Genomic DNA, 15,438 nt, shown 5'->3' with positions numbered 1-15,438 from the left:
CATCAGACCCGACGATGCCGGCGCCCCGGCCGGCCGTACGACCACAGGGGGGACCGGTGCCCGTCGGGGCGTCGGTGCGGACGGCCACCGGTGCCCATGGTCCGGCTAGTCCTGCGCCGGCTGGCCTGGACCGGGCCGCTGCTGTTCGTCGTGTCGGTCCTGTGCTTCCTGCTGATCTCGTTGGTGCCCGGTGACCCGGCCCGCACGGTGCTCGGCCCGTTGGCCCCGCCCGAGCAGGTCGAGGCTCTGCACCGGCAGATGGGGCTGGACCGTCCGCTGACCGTGCAGTACCTCGGCTGGCTGGCCGACGCCGTGCACGGCGACCTGGGCCGGTCGGTGAGCACCGGCACGGCGGTGGGCCCGCTGATCGCCAGCCGGTTGGCTCCGACGCTGTCGCTCATCCTGCTGGCCACGTTGACCGTCGGCGTGGTCGGCACCGCCCTCGGCGTGCTCAGCGCCGTCCGCGGTGGACCGCTCGGGCGGCTGGTCGACGTGGCCTCGGTGGTGGGTCTCGCCGTACCCGGATTCTGGCTCGCCCTGGTGCTGATCACCTGGTTGGCGGTGCGGTGGCGGCTCTTCCCGGCCACCGGCTACGTCCCGTTCGGGGAGTCCCCGGTGCAGTGGCTGCGGTCGCTGGCGTTGCCGGTGGCCGCGACGTCGCTGGCGGCGGTCACCGCGGTGGCCAAACAGACCCGCGACTCCATGCTGGACGCGCTGAGCCGCGACTTCGTCCGGGTGATGCAGGCCAATGGACTCTCCACCCGGTCGATCGTCTACCGGCACGCGTTGCGCACCGCGGCGGTGCCGGTGGTCGCGCTGCTCGGGGTGATCTCCGCCAGCCTGCTCGGCGCGACCGTGCTGATCGAGAACATCTTCGGACTGCCCGGCCTGGGCTCCGGGGCCGCGCTCGCCGCCGCGCAGCACGACATTCCGGTGCTCCAGGGGGCGGTGGTCTGCTACACCCTGATCGTCGTGGTGATCGGGCTGCTCGCCGATCTGGCCCAGGCGTGGCTGGACCCCCGGGTGGGGGCCCGGTGAGCCGGCCGGCGGCGGTGGCGGTGCGGTTGCTGCGTCGGCCGCTGGTGCTGCTCGCCGTGCTGTGGCTGCTGCTGGTGCTAGCCTGCGCCCTGCACCCCGAGCTGGTCACCGGTCGGGACCCGGTCGACCAGGACCTGCCGGCCGCTCTGACCGGACCGTCGGCCGCGCATCCGCTGGGCACCGACCGGCTCGGTCAGGACCTGCTCAGCCGGCTCGCGTACGGCGCGGCGGGCACCCTGTGGGGGGTGCTGGTGGCGGTGCTGACGGCCACCGTGGTCGGGGTGGGCCTCGGCCTGCTTGCCGGCTACCTCGGCGGGCTGGTCGACGCGCTGGTCGGCCGGCTGGCCGACCTGCTGTTCTCGTTGCCGGCCATCGTGATCCTGCTGGTGGTGGTGGCCGTCTTCCCGGGTGACGTCACGATCGCCATGCTGACCTTCGGGCTGCTGCTCTCCTCCGGGCTGATCCGGGTGGTCCGGGCCGCCACCCGGTCCACCCGGGAGGAGCTGTTCATCGCGGCGGCCCGGCTGGCCGGGCTCTCCGCACCGCAGATCCTGCGCCGGCACGTGCTGCCCCGACTGCGCGGCCTGGTCATCGTGCAGGCGTCCCTGGTCGCGGCGGTCGCCCTGGTGATGCAGGCGAGCCTGGCGTTCCTCGGGTTCGGGCCGCCGCCGCCGGAGCCGAGCTGGGGCGGCATGATCGACGAGGCGCGGACGGTCATCGTCCGGCACCCGTGGGCCCTGGTCCCGCCGGGGCTGGCGGTCGCGCTGACCGTACTCTCCCTCGTGCTGCTCGGCGACGCCGCCCGCGACCGCACGACCGCCGCCTGGTCGACGACGAAGCTGGCCCGCCGACGGCGGCGCCCCGGTCGGACCGGCCGGCACCGGGTGGGCGTCACGCCGGCCGCGCCTACGGCCGTCCCGGCGTCACCCGCCCCCGACGCCCTGCTGTCGGTGCGCGGGTTGACCGTCCGGCTGCCGGGCCGTCCCGGCGGGGCCGCCCCGGACGGCACCACAGTGGTCGGCGACGTCGACCTCGACATCGCCCCCGGGGAGATCGTCGGGCTGGTCGGCGAGTCGGGCTGCGGCAAGACGGTCACCGCGCTGAGCATCCTCGGGCTGCCGCCGGGCGACGGCCGGGTCACCGGCAGCTGCCACTTCGCCGGCCTCGACCTGGTACGGGCCACCGACCGGCAGTGGCGCACCGTGCGGGGCCGGCGGATCGGGTACGTCGCCCAGGACCCGATGGTCAGCCTGGACCCGACCCTGCGCGTCGGGGCCCAACTCGCCGAGGCGGTCCGGCGGCACACCGGCGCGGGCCGACGGGCGGCCCGCGAACGGGTGGTGGCGCTGCTGCGCGACGTCGGCCTGCCCGATCCGGATAGCACCGCGCGTCGGTATCCGCACCAGTTGTCCGGTGGGATGGCCCAGCGGGTGGCGATCGCCTTCGCCCTGGCCGGTGACCCGGAACTGCTGATCGCCGACGAGCCGACCACCGCGCTGGACGTCACCCGGCAGGCCGAGATCCTGGCCCTGCTGGCCCGGACCGGTCGGGAACGACGGCTCGCCGTGCTGCTGGTCACCCACGACCTGGGGGTGGTGGCGGCGCTCTGCGACCGGGCGGTGGTGATGTACGCCGGTCAGGTCGTCGAGTCCTGCCCGGTGACCGAACTGTTCGCCCGGCCCCGGCACCCGTACACCCGGGGGCTGCTGGCGGCCGACCCGCACCGGGTGTCCGGGTCGGGCCGGCTGCCCACCATCGCCGGCACGGTGCCGGCGCCCGGCCACTGGCCGACGGGGTGCCGGTTCGCGCCGCGCTGCCCGCTGGCCGTCGAGCCCTGCCGACGGGCCCCGGTGCCGCTGGATCCGCTCGGCCCGACGCACGCCGTGCGCTGCGTACGGCCGGACGAGAGCCGGGTGGCGGCATGACCGGGCAGCCGTTGCTGGCGGTGGACGACCTGGTGGTCGACCTGGGACGCCGCCGGTCGGCGACCCGGGTGGTGGACGGGGTGAGCCTGACGGTGGCCGCCGGTGAGACGGTCGGCCTGGTCGGCGAGTCCGGCTCGGGCAAGTCGACGATCGCCCGCGCGATCCTGGGCCTGACCCCGGTGACCGGCGGCCGGATCGGCGTCGACGGGGTGGACGTCACGCACGCCGGCCGGCGGCGACGGCGGGCGCTCAGCGGCGACGTGCAACTGGTGTTCCAGGACCCGTACAGCTCGCTCAACCCGGCCCGCCGCATCGGCGACTGCCTGGTCGAGCCGCTGCTCAACCGGCGGGGTCTGGACGCGGCCCGGCGTCGGGCGCTGGTCGTCGAGGCGTTGGGCCGGGTGGGCCTGCCGGCGGAGGCGGCAGGCCGCTACCCCGGCCAGTTCTCCGGCGGGCAGCGGCAGCGCATCGCCCTGGCGCGGGCGCTGGTCGGCACCCCCCGCCTGCTGGTCACCGACGAGCCGGTGTCCGCGTTGGACCTGTCCGTCCGGGCGCAGATCATCAACCTGCTCGCCGACCTCCAGGCCGACCTCGGGTTCGGGCACCTGTTCATCGCCCACGACCTGGCGGTGGTGCGGCACCTGTCGCACCGGATCGTGGTGCTCTACCGGGGGCGGGTGGTCGAGGCCGGTCCCGCCGAGTCGGTGTACCGGCGGCCCGCGCACCCGTACACCCAGGCCCTGCTGGCCGCCGCGCCGGTGCCGGACCCCGGCCCGGCCCGTGCCGCACTCGCCGCCCTCGGCCGGCAGCAGCCGGAGCACCCGACGTCCGGCTCCGGGGCGGGCGGGGACGGCGGCTGCCGGTTCGCGGCCCGCTGCCCGTACCGGATCGACGCCTGCACCCGGCAGCGCCCGCCGCTGGTGCCGACGGCGACCGGCGCGCTGAGCGCCTGCCTGCGGCACGCCGACCTGGAGTCGGCGGCGCGCACCGCACCGGCGACCCCGGCGGGTGCCTCCCCGCCGCCCTGACCGCCTTCCGCACCGTCCGCACCCGCAACCCCTCGACACCGGCGTCCGCCGGGAAAGGATGGCCATGTTCGCGCATCGTCCGCGCCGGAGCGTCCACCAGGTACGGCTCCTGGTCGCCGCCGCGCTGCTCACGGTCGGCTCGCTGACCGCCTGTTCCGGTACCGCCGAGGAGGGGGGCGGCACCGACGACGCCGTCCTGACCATGGCGGTGGCGGCCCCGCCGACGCTCGACCCGTACAAGGCCAACATCGACCTGAACAACATTCCGACGGTGGCGCTGGCGTACGCCCCGCTGATCCGGATGAACGCCGACCGGACGTTCACCGGCGAGCTGGCCGAGTCGTTCGGCTACGTCGACAGGCAGAACAAGGTCTTCCAGCTCAAGCTGCGGCCGGGGCTGACCTTCGCCGACGGCACCCCGCTGGACGCCCCGGCGGTGGTCAGGTCGCTGGAGTACATGCGGACGGTCAGCCCGAAGGCGAAGACCTGGGCGGCCACCATCGCCAGCATCACCGCACCCGACGCGGCCACGGTGGTGGTCACCAACAGCAGCCCGAACCCGGTGATGCGGCAGCTGTTCAGCCAGGCGATCCTCTCCGGTTCGGTGGTCTCCCCCGCCGGGCTGACCGACCCCGGCCAGCTCGCCCAGCGCACCTTCGGCGCCGGCCCCTACCAGCTCGACCCGGCCGGCACCGTGGCCGGCGACCACTACACCTACCTGCCCAACCCCCGGTACTGGAACAAGGAGGGGCAGCACTGGAAGAAGGTCGTGGTCCGGGTGCTGCCGGACGCGAACGCCACCGTGCAGGCCATCCAGGCGGGCCAGATCGACTACGCCGCGCTCAACGCCGACGCCGGCCCGGCGGTCGCCGCCGCCGGGCTCAAGCACATCACGGCGAGCGTGGCGGTGCTCGGCATGGTGCTCGCCGACCGCGACGGCACGGTCGCCGCGCCGCTGCGTGACGTGCGGGTGCGTCAGGCGTTGAATTACGCCATCGACCGGGCCACGATCGCCAAGACGATCTTCGGCGAGTTCGCCCACCCGACCAGCCAGATCGCCGCCCCCGGCTTCGACGGCTACCAGGCGGCCCTGGACGACCGCTACCCGTACGACCCGGACCGGGCCAAGGCGCTGCTCACCGAGGCGGGTTACCCGAACGGCTTCACCGTCAGGGCCGAGGCGCACACCCCGGGCATCGCCGCCGTCGCGCAGGTGGTGGCCGGGCAGTGGAAGAAGATCGGGGTGACCGTGGAGCTGACCACCGACACCCAGGTGCCGCAGTGGCTGGAGCACGTGATGTCCCGCAAGTTCCCGGTGACCGCGTTCGGCTACGGCAACCTGCCGACGTACCTGTCCTCACTGGACTTCATGCGGCCGGTGGCCAACCCGTTCAACCCGTACGCCACCGACGACGCGCAGCTGCGGCAGACGTTGGACCGGGCGATCGCCGAGCCGGACCCGGCCACCCAGGCGGGACTGTTCCAGCAGGCGGTGGCCCGGCTGACCGACCTGGCCTGGTTCGCGCCGGTGGTCCGGATGGACGGCATCGCGGTGACCGGCTCACGGGTCGCCCCGTTGGAGGCGGCGGCCGACAACGGCCTGCCGAGCGTGGTGACGGTCCGGCCGGCCGGCTGAGCGGCGGCCGGACGGCACGCACGGAGGTGTCTACCTCCCCCGCCTCTGCCACGATCTATTGGTAATAGGCAGTAGCGCTATTGGTAACAGTCAGTACCGGTATCCGTCGCCGCGCAGTCCGGCGGCGCCCATAGCCGTCGGAGCCGCAGATGCGCGTGCTGATCACCAGCGCACCGATGCACGGTCATCTCTTCCCGCTCGTGCCGCTCGCCTGGGCGTTGCGGGCGGCGGGGCACGAGGTGCTGGTCGCCTGCACCGCGCACTTCGTGCCGACGGTCACCCAGGCGGGCCTGCCGGCGGTCTCCAGCGGGCCGGGGATGGACATCCGTGACCTGATGCGGCCGGACGCGCCGCACGGCATCGAGGACGACCCCTACGGACACGGCGAGGTCTTCGCGACAATGGCGTCGCGGAACCTCGCCGGCACCCTGGCCACCGTCCGGTCCTGGAGGCCCGACCTGGTGCTCGCCGAGCGCTCCGAGTACGCCGGCCCGGTGGCCGCCCGCGCCGAGGGCGTCCCGTACGTCGAACTGCACTGGGGGGTCGCGGAGCTCGTCGAGTACCGGGCCGCCGCCGAGACGGTGCTCCGGGGCGACCTGCACCGGCTCGGCCTGACCCGGCTGCCCCGGGCCGACCTGGTGCTCGATCCGTGGCCGCCGAGCCTGCGGCTGCCGCACGCGCGGGCGCACCTCGGGCTGCGGCCGGTGCCGTACAACGGTGCCGCCCGGGTGCCGGAGTGGCTGCTCGACCCGTCGCCGCGGCCCCGGATCGGGCTGACCATGGGGACCGTCCTGCCGCACCTGACCGGCGGCGGCATGGGTGGCCTGCTCGCCGGGCTGGTCGAGGAGCTGGCGACGCTCGACGCCGAGCTGGTCCTCGCCATCGACGACGAGGCCGCCCGGGAACTGCCGCCGCTGCCGTCGGCGGTCCGCCACGCCGGCCGGATCCCGCTGTCGGAGCTGGTGGCGACCTGCCGGCTGCTGATCCACCACGGCGGGCAGGGGTCAGCGCTGACCGCGTTGGCCGCGGGCTGCCCGCAGCTCGTGCTGCCCAAGTTCGACGACGCGTTGGAGAACGCGGAGGCGATCGCCGCCGCCGGTGTCGGCCTCGCCCTGCGGCTGGACGCGGCCACCCCGCGCGGGGTGGCCGAGGCGGCCGGCCTGCTCCTGGGCCAGTCCCGGTTCGCGGTGGCGGCCGCGACGGTGGCGCAGGAGGTCGCGGCGCAGCCGTCCCCCGCCGAGACCGTCGGGGCGTTGGAACGGCTGGTCCGGCGGGACACCGCCGACGCCACCCCGGTCGGCGGGTCGTCCGCCCGGTGGCTGCGGTGAGTGCCGCCAGCCAGCACGGGTCCCCGGTGGTCGCGGGCCCGGGCCACACCCGGTCCGGTCCCGCCACCGGTACGCACACCTGTCGCGATCATGAGGAGGAATCGGGGCATGAGTGACCGTAGAGCGCTGCTGCTCGACGAGGTCCGCAAGTTCCACCAGGACCTGCAGCCCGACCAGCCCTTCATCCCGGGGGTGACCGAGATCTGGCCCTCCGGGGCGCTGCTCGACGCCGAGGACCGGGTGGCGCTGGTGGAGGCCGCGCTGGACATGCGGATCGCGGCCGGCCCGCTGGCCCGCAGGTTCGAGTCGGAGTTCGCCCGTAAGCTGCACCGCCGCAAGGCCCACCTGACCAACTCCGGCTCGTCGGCGAACCTGCTGGCGGTCAGCGCGCTCACCTCGGACCTGCTGGAGGACCGGCAGCTACGCCCCGGCGACGAGGTGGTCACGGTGGCGGCCGGGTTCCCCACCACGGTCAACCCGATCCTGCAGAACGGGCTGGTGCCGGTCTTCGTCGACATCGACCTGGGCACCTACAACACCTCGGTGGAGCGGGTCGCCGCGGCGATCGGCCCGAAGACGCGGGCCATCGTCCTGGCCCACACGCTGGGCAACCCGTACCCGGCGCGGGAGATGGCCGAGTTGGCCGACGCACACGACCTGTTCTTCGTGGAGGACAACTGCGACGCGGTGGGCTCCACCTACGACGGTGAGCTGACCGGGACGTTCGGCGACCTGTCCACGGTCAGCTTCTACCCCGCCCACCACCTGACCATGGGCGAGGGCGGTTGCGTGCTCACCTCGAACCTGGCGCTGGCCCGGATCGTCGAGTCGCTGCGCGACTGGGGTCGGGACTGCTGGTGCCCGCCGGGCGAGTCGAACACCTGCCTGAAGCGGTTCAAGTACCAGCTCGGCACGCTCCCCCAGGGTTACGACCACAAGTACATCTACTCGCACGTCGGCTACAACCTGAAGGCCACCGACCTGCAGGCGGCGCTGGGGCTGACCCAGTTGGCCAAGCTGGACGAGTTCACCGCGCTGCGCCGGCGCAACTGGCGTCGGCTGCGTGAGCGGCTCGACGGCGTCCCGCACCTGCTGCTGCCCGAGGCCACCGAAAACAGCGAGCCGAGCTGGTTCGGGTTCGCCATCACCGTCGACCCGGGCGCGCCGTTCAGCCGTTCGGAGCTGGTGGCGTTCCTGGAGGACCGGCGGATCGGCACCCGGCAACTGTTCGCCGGCAACCTGACCCGGCACCCGGCGTACCTCAACCAGCGCTACCGGGTGGTCGGCGATCTCACCAACAGCGACATCGTCACCGAGCAGACGCTGTGGGTCGGCGTCTATCCGGCGCTCACCGATGAGATGATCGACTATGTCGGAACGTCGATCTTGGAGTTCGTCGCCGACCGGGGGTGAGGGACGAAGAAAACACCCGACGACGAGAAGGCGAATTCCATTTCGTCAGCCCCGCCGACCCGCCCGACCCGATGCCACCAGCCCACCGGAAAAACGACGCGACACCCGGTCGCCGCGCCGTCCCGCCCGCACCGAGCTGCGGTTCTGTATCGTATCGAAGCGGCGATGCCGGTTTCGACCTACTGGTGGGACAATCATCTCCGACCTTGGAGGTGCGGTGAAGTATCTGATCCTGATCAGCCACAACGAACAGGCTCGTGACGCGTGGCAGGGCATGTCGGACGCCGAACGGCAGTTGGGTGTCAAGGCACACGCCGCCCTCGTCGACGAGCTGGCCGCGACCGGTGAACTCATCGTCTCCGAGGCGTTGGCCGACCCGTCCACCGCCCGTCGGGTCCGGGTCGAGCGCGGCCGGACGACCGCCACCGACGGCCCCTTCCCCGAGGTGAAGGAGTACCTCGCCGGCTTCTACCTGGTGGAGTGCGACAGCATCGAGCAGGCGGTGGCGCACGCGGCCCGCGTTCCCGAGGCGCAACTCGGCCTGGTCGAGGTGCGCCCGGTCCTCGACGCCCCCCGGGCGGACGCGTGACCGTTACCACGGAGGTCGAGGATCTGCTGCGCGAACACGCGCCGCAGGTGCTCTCCACCCTGGTACGGCTGCACGGCGGCTTCGACACCTGCGAGGACGCCGTCCAGGAGGCGCTGCTCGCGGCGGCCGTGCAGTGGCCCGAGGAGGGGCTGCCGGCCAACCCCCGGGGCTGGCTGACCACGGTGGCGTCCCGCCGCTGGACGGAACTGTGGCGCAACGACGCCGCCCGCCGTCGCCGGGAACGGGCGGTGGCGGCGCTGACCGGCCCGGAACCCGGACCGGTCTCCGCGGTCGACGACACGCTGACCCTGCTGATGCTCTGCTGCCACCCGTCGCTGACCCGGGCCTCCCAGGTGGCGCTCACCCTGCGGGCGGTCGGCGGGCTGAGCACCGCCGAGATCGCCCGGGCCTTCCTGGTGCCGGAGTCCACCGTCGCGCAGCGGATCAGCCGGGCCAAGCAGCGCATCCGGGCCAGTGGCATCGAGTTCCGGATGCCCGCCCCCGAGGAACGTCCGGCCCGGGTGGCCGCCGTGATGGAGGTCCTCTACCTGATCTTCAACGAGGGTTACACGGCCAGCTCGGGGCCGTCGCTCAACCGGATCGAGCTGACCGCCGAGGCGATCCGGCTGACCCGGCAACTGCACGAGCACCTGCCCGACGACCCGGAGGTCACCGGGCTGCTGGCGCTGATGCTGCTCACCGACGCCCGCCGGCCGGCCCGCACGGCACCCGACGGGGCGCTGATCCCGCTGGCCGAGCAGGACCGGTCGCGGTGGGACGGTCGGGCCATCGCCGAGGGGGTCGCGCTGATCACCCGCACCCTGGCCAGCGCGCCGGTCGGCCCGTACCAGGTGCAGGCGGCGATCGCCGCGGTCCACGACGAGGCGACCCGGGCCGAGGACACCGACTGGCCGCAGATCCTCGGCCTCTACAACCTGCTGCGCCGCATCGCGCCCGGCCCGATGGTCGCGCTGAACCGGATCGTGGCGGTCGCCATGGTGGACGGGCCGCAGGCCGCGCTCGCCGAGTTGACCGCCGCCGAGGCCGACCCGGTGCTCGCCGGCAACCACCGGGTGCACGTGGTCCGGGCGCACCTGCTCGACCTGCTCGGCGACCGGGACGAGGCCCGGCGGTACTACCTGCTGGCCGCCCGCGCCACACTCAGCGTCCCGGAGCAACGTTTCCTGCGGCTGCGCGCCACCCAGCGGTCCTGACCCGCGGACGAATGGCGGTTCGCACCGCCGTCCCGGCACGCCGAAATCGTCGCACGATGACGGGAATCGACACACGACAACGACGAATAAGCCGGGAAGGCCGAAAGGCCGATGCCGGCAACCGAAAGATGAAACAATTTTGCCGCAAGTGCGGATGACCATGATTGTCTATGTTTTATAGCCTCCAGGTAGCGGTCGACGGCAACTCCCTCAGTGCCGTCCGGCCGGTCGGACCGGACCGCGCACCACGATGTCCGAAACGACCGGCGCCGCCCATTCCCGACGCCCGACGAACGCGCGGAATCGGGACGGACCCGAGTCCGCGGGTAGTGGAGAGCAGAGCATGGCCATCCCCTCGACCCCTGTCCCCGGCGCCGCCACGAGCGCCACCGAACGACTGCACGCCCTCGATGCGGTACGCGCCGGAGCACTGCTCCTCGGCGTCGTGCTGCACACGACGCTGTCCTTCCTGGAGCCCCGCACCTGGGTGGTGGGGGACGTGTCGACGAGCCCGGTGATGAACGGCACCTACTTCGTCATCCACGTGTTCCGGATGACGCTGTTCTTCCTGATCGCCGGCTTCTTCGCCCGGTTGCTGCTGCACCGGCGCGGCACCGGCGGCTTCGTCCGCAACCGGGCGGTCCGCATCCTCGCCCCGCTGGCGATCTTCTGGCCGGTGGTGATGTTCTCCACCGTGGTGGCGATCATCATCGCGGCGAACCTGGCCGGTGAGGAGGTCCCGGGGGCCACCCCGATGACCCCGAGCACGTTCCCGCTGACCCACCTGTGGTTCCTCTACTGGCTGCTGGTGCTCTACGTGCTGGCGCTGGCCGTCCGCGCGGTGGTCAACCTGATCGACCCCGACGGCAGCCGGCGCAGCCGGCTCGTCGACCCGGTCGTGCGTACCGTCGTCGCCCGGGACCTCACCCCGCTGGTCGTCGGCGCCCCGCTGTGCATCGCCTTCCTGCTCAAGCAGGACTGGCTGCTCTGGTACGGCGTGCCGCCGGCCGAGAACGGGCTGATCCCCAACCCGGTGGGTCTGGTCGCCTACGGCTGCGCGTTCGGCTTCGGCTGGCTGCTCAACCGCCAGGTGGACGTGATCCGGGTGTGGGAACGGCGGTACCCCCGCAACCTGGTGGCGGCGGTCGTGCTGACCGGGATCGCGCTGGCGATGGTCGGGCTCACCCCGGACACCGAGCCCGAGGCGTTGGGCTGGCACAAGGTCGCCTACGCGGTGGTCTACACGCTCGCCGTCTGGGCCTGGACGATGGGCCTGATCGGGGCGGCGATGCGGCACCTGTCCCGACCGAACCCGTCGATCCGGTACGTGGCCGACGCGTCGTACTGGGTCTATGTCGTCCACCTCCCGCTGGTGATGGCGTTGCAGGCGGCGGTGTCGCAGGTGGCGCTGCCGTGGTTCGTCAAGTTCCCGGCCATCCTGTTGGTCACCTACCCGGTCACCCTGCTCAGCTACCGCTACCTGGTCCGGTACACGTTCATCGGCGCCCTGCTCAACGGCCGGCGACGCCGCCGGGACGAGAAGCCGGCCACCGACGCGGCCGTGCCGCAGGCCGCCGCCCACTGACCTGCGCCGCACGCTCGCCGGGCCGCACGACGTGGTGGTCGCGCGGGCCGAGTCAGCCCCGCCGGAAGGGGGATCCGGCGGGGCTGACGCCTGCCGGGGGGACGGCAGGCTTCTCCGGCCCGGACCGGGGGGACGGTCCGGGTGGCGCGGCGGAGCCGGGTGCGGCCGGCCCCGGGATGCCGGCCGGCCCGGTGGGAGGGCCGGCCGGCCCGTCCCGCACGGACCCGGGGGGGTGGTCCGGTCGGGACAGGAACGACGTCCGGGCTGCGGCAACGGCCCGGACGTCGACCGGTCAGCGTTTGTGCGGGGCGCTGGACCGGTCGTCGGTGGAGGTGCCGGCGGTGCTCGGGTCACCCGACGGGGTGTCCGCGGTGGCCGACGGGGCGGCGGCCGGGGCCTGGGCGGCCGGCTCCGCCCAGTCGCCCTGGAGACCGATCTTGTCCAGCAGCAGGAGCACGATGACGGCGACGACCACGAGCAGCACCGCCGACACCCGGTACGACAGCACGTAGCCCTCGGTGGCGGCGACCCTCGCGTTCACCCCCTCGGCGAGCCGGTCCCCGCCGAGCCGCAGGGCCAACGCCACCAGCACCGACAGGCCGAGCGCGCCACCGACCTGCTGCATCACGTTCTGCATGGCGGAGGCGAGCCCGGTGTCCTGGGTGCCCACCTTGTAGAGCGCGGTGTTGGCGGTGCCGGGCATCGCCAGGCCGAAGAACAGGCCCAGCACCAGCATGCCGGGCAGGATGCCGCTGGCGTAGTGGGTGTCCACGGAGATCCCGCTGAGCAGCAGCAGACCGGCGGTCACGCCGAGCAGACCCACGATGATCACCGGCTTGACGCCGAACTTCGGGATCATGCCGGTGGACAGCCCGACGCCGAAGGCGATGCCCAGGCCGACCGGGATGAAGGAGAGACCACCCTTGAGCGGCGAGTAGCCGAGCACCTGCTGCTCGAAGAGGGTGGTCAGGAAGGTGAAGCCGAAGAAGGCGCAGGAGAGGGTCAGGCCGACCAGGTAGCCCACCGCGCGGGTGCGGTTGGTGAAGAAGCGCAGCGGGATCAGCGGCGCGGCGGCCCGCGACTCGATCAGCAGCATCAGCCCGATCAGCACCAGCCCGCCGAGCAGCGGCAGCAGCACCTGCGACGACAGCCAGGACCGCTCGGCGGCCTGGAGCAGGCCGTAGACGATGGCCACCAGACCTGCGGTGGCGGTCAGCACGCCGGCGAAGTTGAACTTCTGCCCGGTGCGCTCCATCCGCGTCTCGCCGACCAGCCGGCCCACCAGGGCCAGCGCGATCACCGCGACCGGCACGTTGACGTAGAAGATCCAGCGCCAGCTCGCGTCGGCGACGATGAGCCCGCCGACGACCGGGCCGAGGGTGCCGGCCAGGCCGGACAGGCCACCCCAGATGCCGACCGCCTTGACCCGGTCGGCCGGGGCCGAGAAGAGCAGGAAGACGATGCCCAGCGCGGCCGGGGCGGCCAGCGCCTCGCCGACGCCCTGGAGGAACCGGCTGTAGATGAGCATCTCGGGGTTCATCGCGGCCCCGGAGATGACCGAGGCGATGGCGAAGATGACCACGCCGGTGACGAAGATCCGCCGCCGGCCGAACAGGTCGGCGAGCCGGCCGCCGAACAGCAGCAGGCCGCCGGCCATCAGGACGTAGCCGTTGACGACCCAGGCCAGCCCGGTGCGGGACATGTCGAGCTCGTCCTGGATGCGCGGCAGCGCGACGCTGACCACGGTCATGTCGATGACGAACATGAACTGGACGAAGCCGAGCAGCGCCAGCGCCTTCCACCGACGGGGGTCCGGCCGGTCCGCGGACGCGTCCAGCGCCTCGTCCGAACTCGGTGTGGTACCGGTGCTCATGGTGCCCTCCTCGACATCGACGCACGTCGCATGTGCTTCTGCCTGGATGTCGAAGCTGGCTCGTTGGTTTCGACATACGGGTAAGCAAATAGTTCGAGCCTTCAGGAGGCACCCATGAAGTACCTGATCATGATCAGCCACAACCAGCAGACCCGCGACGCCTGGCAGAACATGTCCGACAGCGAGCGGGAGACGGGCTTCAAGGCGCACATGTCGCTGGTGGAGGATCTGGCCGAGTCGGGCGAGCTGATCGTCTCCGAGGCGCTCGCCGACCAGGGGCAGGCCAAGAAGGTCCTGGTCAGCGACGGCAAGGTCACCACCACCGACGGCCCGTTCCCCGAGGTCAAGGAGTACGTCGCCGGGATCTACCTGATCGAGTGCGACACCATCGAGCAGGCGGTCGGGCACGCCGCCCGGATCCCCGAGGCCAACTTCGGCCTGGTCGAGGTCCGTCCGGTGCTCGGCGCCGGTGGCCCCGACATGTGACGACCCGCACATGCGGGCGGACCCGCGGCACCGGTCGGTGCCGCGGGTCCGTTTCTTCGTCCCACCGTCCGCCGCGCCCGGCGGGCGGCACTCAGATGTACGGCGAGTTGGGCTCCAGCCCGCACAGCACCCGACCGTAGAGTTCGAGGTTCGTCGACGGGACCATCAGCGCGTGCAGGTTGACCGCGTACATGTCCCGGACCACCCGCTGCATCGGGGCCTGACGCAGGATCGACGAGCCGCCGCTGGCCATCCCGAGCAGGTCCACGGCGGCCCGGCCGAGCTGGCAGATCGCCCCGATGTCGGCCCGGGTGCGGGCCCGCTCCTCCAGCGTCCACGGCTCACCGCTGACGCCCTTGGCGTCGACCAGGCCGGTGATCCGCTGGGCGTGGAACTCGGCCTCGTCGATCTTCATGGTCGCCTCGGCGAGCTGGAGGTGGGTGACCGGGGCCTCCCGCTGCGTCGCGTAGTCGGTATAGGTGATCTTCCGGTCGAGCCGCTCCAGGAAGAACTCCCGGGCCGCGCGGGCCAGCCCGATCACCGTGCCCGCCGAGGAGGCGTTCGCCACCCCGAGCAGCGGGTTGCGGTACATCGGCAGGTCCCGGTTGAGCTCCGAGGCGCTCTGCCCCTGCAACACCGCGGGCATCGGCACGATCCGCTCCTGCGGCACGAAGACGTCCCGGGCCACCGTGGTGATGCTGCCCGAACCCTGCAGGCCGGCGGTGTACCAGTCGTCGACGATCTCCAGGTCGGACAGCGGCACCAGGGCCATCACCGGCCACTGGTTCACCCCGTCCGGGGCCGGGGCCATCGCGATCACCTCCTGCCAGTGGCTGTGCAGGGCGCCGCTGATGAAGCTCCAGCTGCCGTTGAGCACCATCCCGCCGCCGGGCTTCGGGGTGCCGCTGGCCGACGGGCTCAACGTCCCGCAGATCCGCACGTCCGGGGTGGAGTAGACCTCGTCCTGCACCTCGTCGGGGAACATCCCGACCATCCAGCCGGGGATCGCCCACACCGACGCCGTCCAGGCCACCGAGCCGTCGCCCCGGCCCAGCTCCACCATCACCTCGTGCAGGGTGCGGGTGTCCGACTCGTACCCGCCGTAGCGGCGCGGCACCCGCATCCGGAACAGGCCGGCGTCGGCCAGCGCCTCGACCGTCTCGTCGTGCAGCCGCCGGTTCTCCTCCTGCCAGGCCGCGTGCCTGCGCAGCAGCGGCACCAGCTCACTGGCGCGGCGTACCAGTTCTTCCCTCGGGGGGGCCTCGGTCGCGCTGGTCATCTCACTCCTCCTGTGCGGTCAGCGTTGCGGTCGACGGACGGGAC

At 72.8% G+C, this 15,438-nt stretch carries 12 protein-coding genes; 10 read left to right on the top strand and 2 right to left on the bottom strand.

The genetic code is table 11. The annotated features are described in order from the left end of the window. Positions 1–96: 96 nt before the first annotated feature. The 9 genes from ACN260_RS11765 to ACN260_RS11725 all read left to right on the top strand — a co-directional run bounded on the left by ACN260_RS11765 (position 97) and on the right by ACN260_RS11725 (position 11,756). Entirely contained in the window at positions 97–1,038 is a 942-nt protein-coding gene (locus tag ACN260_RS11765; protein WP_422755999.1) for an ABC transporter permease, read from the top strand. Further along, positions 1,035–2,963 carry a dipeptide/oligopeptide/nickel ABC transporter permease/ATP-binding protein gene (locus ACN260_RS11760; protein WP_422755998.1) on the top strand — a complete coding sequence of 643 codons (1,929 nt, stop codon included), beginning with the start codon at positions 1,035–1,037 and terminating at the stop codon, positions 2,961–2,963. Before ACN260_RS11765 ends, ACN260_RS11760 begins: the two co-directional genes overlap by 4 nt. Beyond that, complete coding sequence (locus ACN260_RS11755) at positions 2,960–3,991, top strand: oligopeptide/dipeptide ABC transporter ATP-binding protein (protein WP_422755997.1); 1,032 nt, start codon at positions 2,960–2,962, stop codon at positions 3,989–3,991. The genes ACN260_RS11760 and ACN260_RS11755 overlap by 4 nt, the downstream gene beginning before the upstream one ends. Positions 3,992–4,055: 64 nt before the next feature. Beyond that, positions 4,056–5,627 carry an ABC transporter substrate-binding protein gene (locus ACN260_RS11750; protein ID WP_422755996.1) on the top strand — a complete coding sequence of 524 codons (1,572 nt, stop codon included), beginning with the start codon at positions 4,056–4,058 and terminating at the stop codon, positions 5,625–5,627. A gap of 149 nt (positions 5,628–5,776) precedes the next feature. Further along, positions 5,777–6,955 carry a nucleotide disphospho-sugar-binding domain-containing protein gene (locus ACN260_RS11745; protein ID WP_422755995.1) on the top strand — a complete coding sequence of 393 codons (1,179 nt, stop codon included), beginning with the start codon at positions 5,777–5,779 and terminating at the stop codon, positions 6,953–6,955. Between the two features lie 108 nt (positions 6,956–7,063). Then, positions 7,064–8,368 (top strand): lipopolysaccharide biosynthesis protein RfbH, encoded by a 1,305-nt coding sequence (rfbH, locus tag ACN260_RS11740; RefSeq protein WP_422755994.1) that lies wholly within the window; start codon positions 7,064–7,066, stop codon positions 8,366–8,368. Positions 8,369–8,585: 217 nt separating this feature from the next. Continuing rightward, positions 8,586–8,957 carry a YciI family protein gene (locus ACN260_RS11735; RefSeq protein ID WP_422755993.1) on the top strand — a complete coding sequence of 124 codons (372 nt, stop codon included), beginning with the start codon at positions 8,586–8,588 and terminating at the stop codon, positions 8,955–8,957. Continuing rightward, the gene (locus ACN260_RS11730) at positions 8,954–10,171 is read left to right on the top strand and encodes an RNA polymerase sigma factor (RefSeq protein WP_422755992.1); all 1,218 of its coding nucleotides are present in this window, start codon (positions 8,954–8,956) and stop codon (positions 10,169–10,171) included. The genes ACN260_RS11735 and ACN260_RS11730 overlap by 4 nt, the downstream gene beginning before the upstream one ends. Positions 10,172–10,514: 343 nt before the next feature. Next, on the top strand, positions 10,515–11,756 hold the full coding sequence (locus ACN260_RS11725; protein WP_422755991.1) for an acyltransferase family protein: 1,242 nt from the start codon (positions 10,515–10,517) through the stop codon (positions 11,754–11,756). Positions 11,757–12,048: 292 nt separating this feature from the next. On the opposite strand, the gene ACN260_RS11720 is transcribed toward ACN260_RS11725, so the two are convergent. Continuing rightward, positions 12,049–13,629, bottom strand: a complete 1,581-nt coding sequence (locus tag ACN260_RS11720) for a DHA2 family efflux MFS transporter permease subunit (protein ID WP_422755990.1) — start codon at positions 13,627–13,629, stop codon at positions 12,049–12,051. A gap of 114 nt (positions 13,630–13,743) precedes the next feature. Between ACN260_RS11720 and ACN260_RS11715 the strand changes: the two genes are divergently transcribed. After that, the gene (locus tag ACN260_RS11715) at positions 13,744–14,115 is read left to right on the top strand and encodes a YciI family protein (protein ID WP_302744140.1); all 372 of its coding nucleotides are present in this window, start codon (positions 13,744–13,746) and stop codon (positions 14,113–14,115) included. A 91-nt stretch (positions 14,116–14,206) separates the two neighbouring features. Here ACN260_RS11715 and ACN260_RS11710 read toward each other — a convergent pair whose 3' ends face one another. After that, positions 14,207–15,394 (bottom strand): acyl-CoA dehydrogenase family protein, encoded by a 1,188-nt coding sequence (locus ACN260_RS11710; RefSeq protein ID WP_422755989.1) that lies wholly within the window; start codon positions 15,392–15,394, stop codon positions 14,207–14,209. Between the last annotated feature and the right edge of the window lie 44 nt (positions 15,395–15,438).

It is taken from the genome of Micromonospora sp. WMMD708 (assembly GCF_049315245.1).
GTDB lineage: Bacteria > Actinomycetota > Actinomycetes > Mycobacteriales > Micromonosporaceae > Micromonospora > Micromonospora wenchangensis.
Note: the sequence above shows the minus strand (reverse complement) of the source record. Positions and strands in the feature narration are given on the sequence as shown.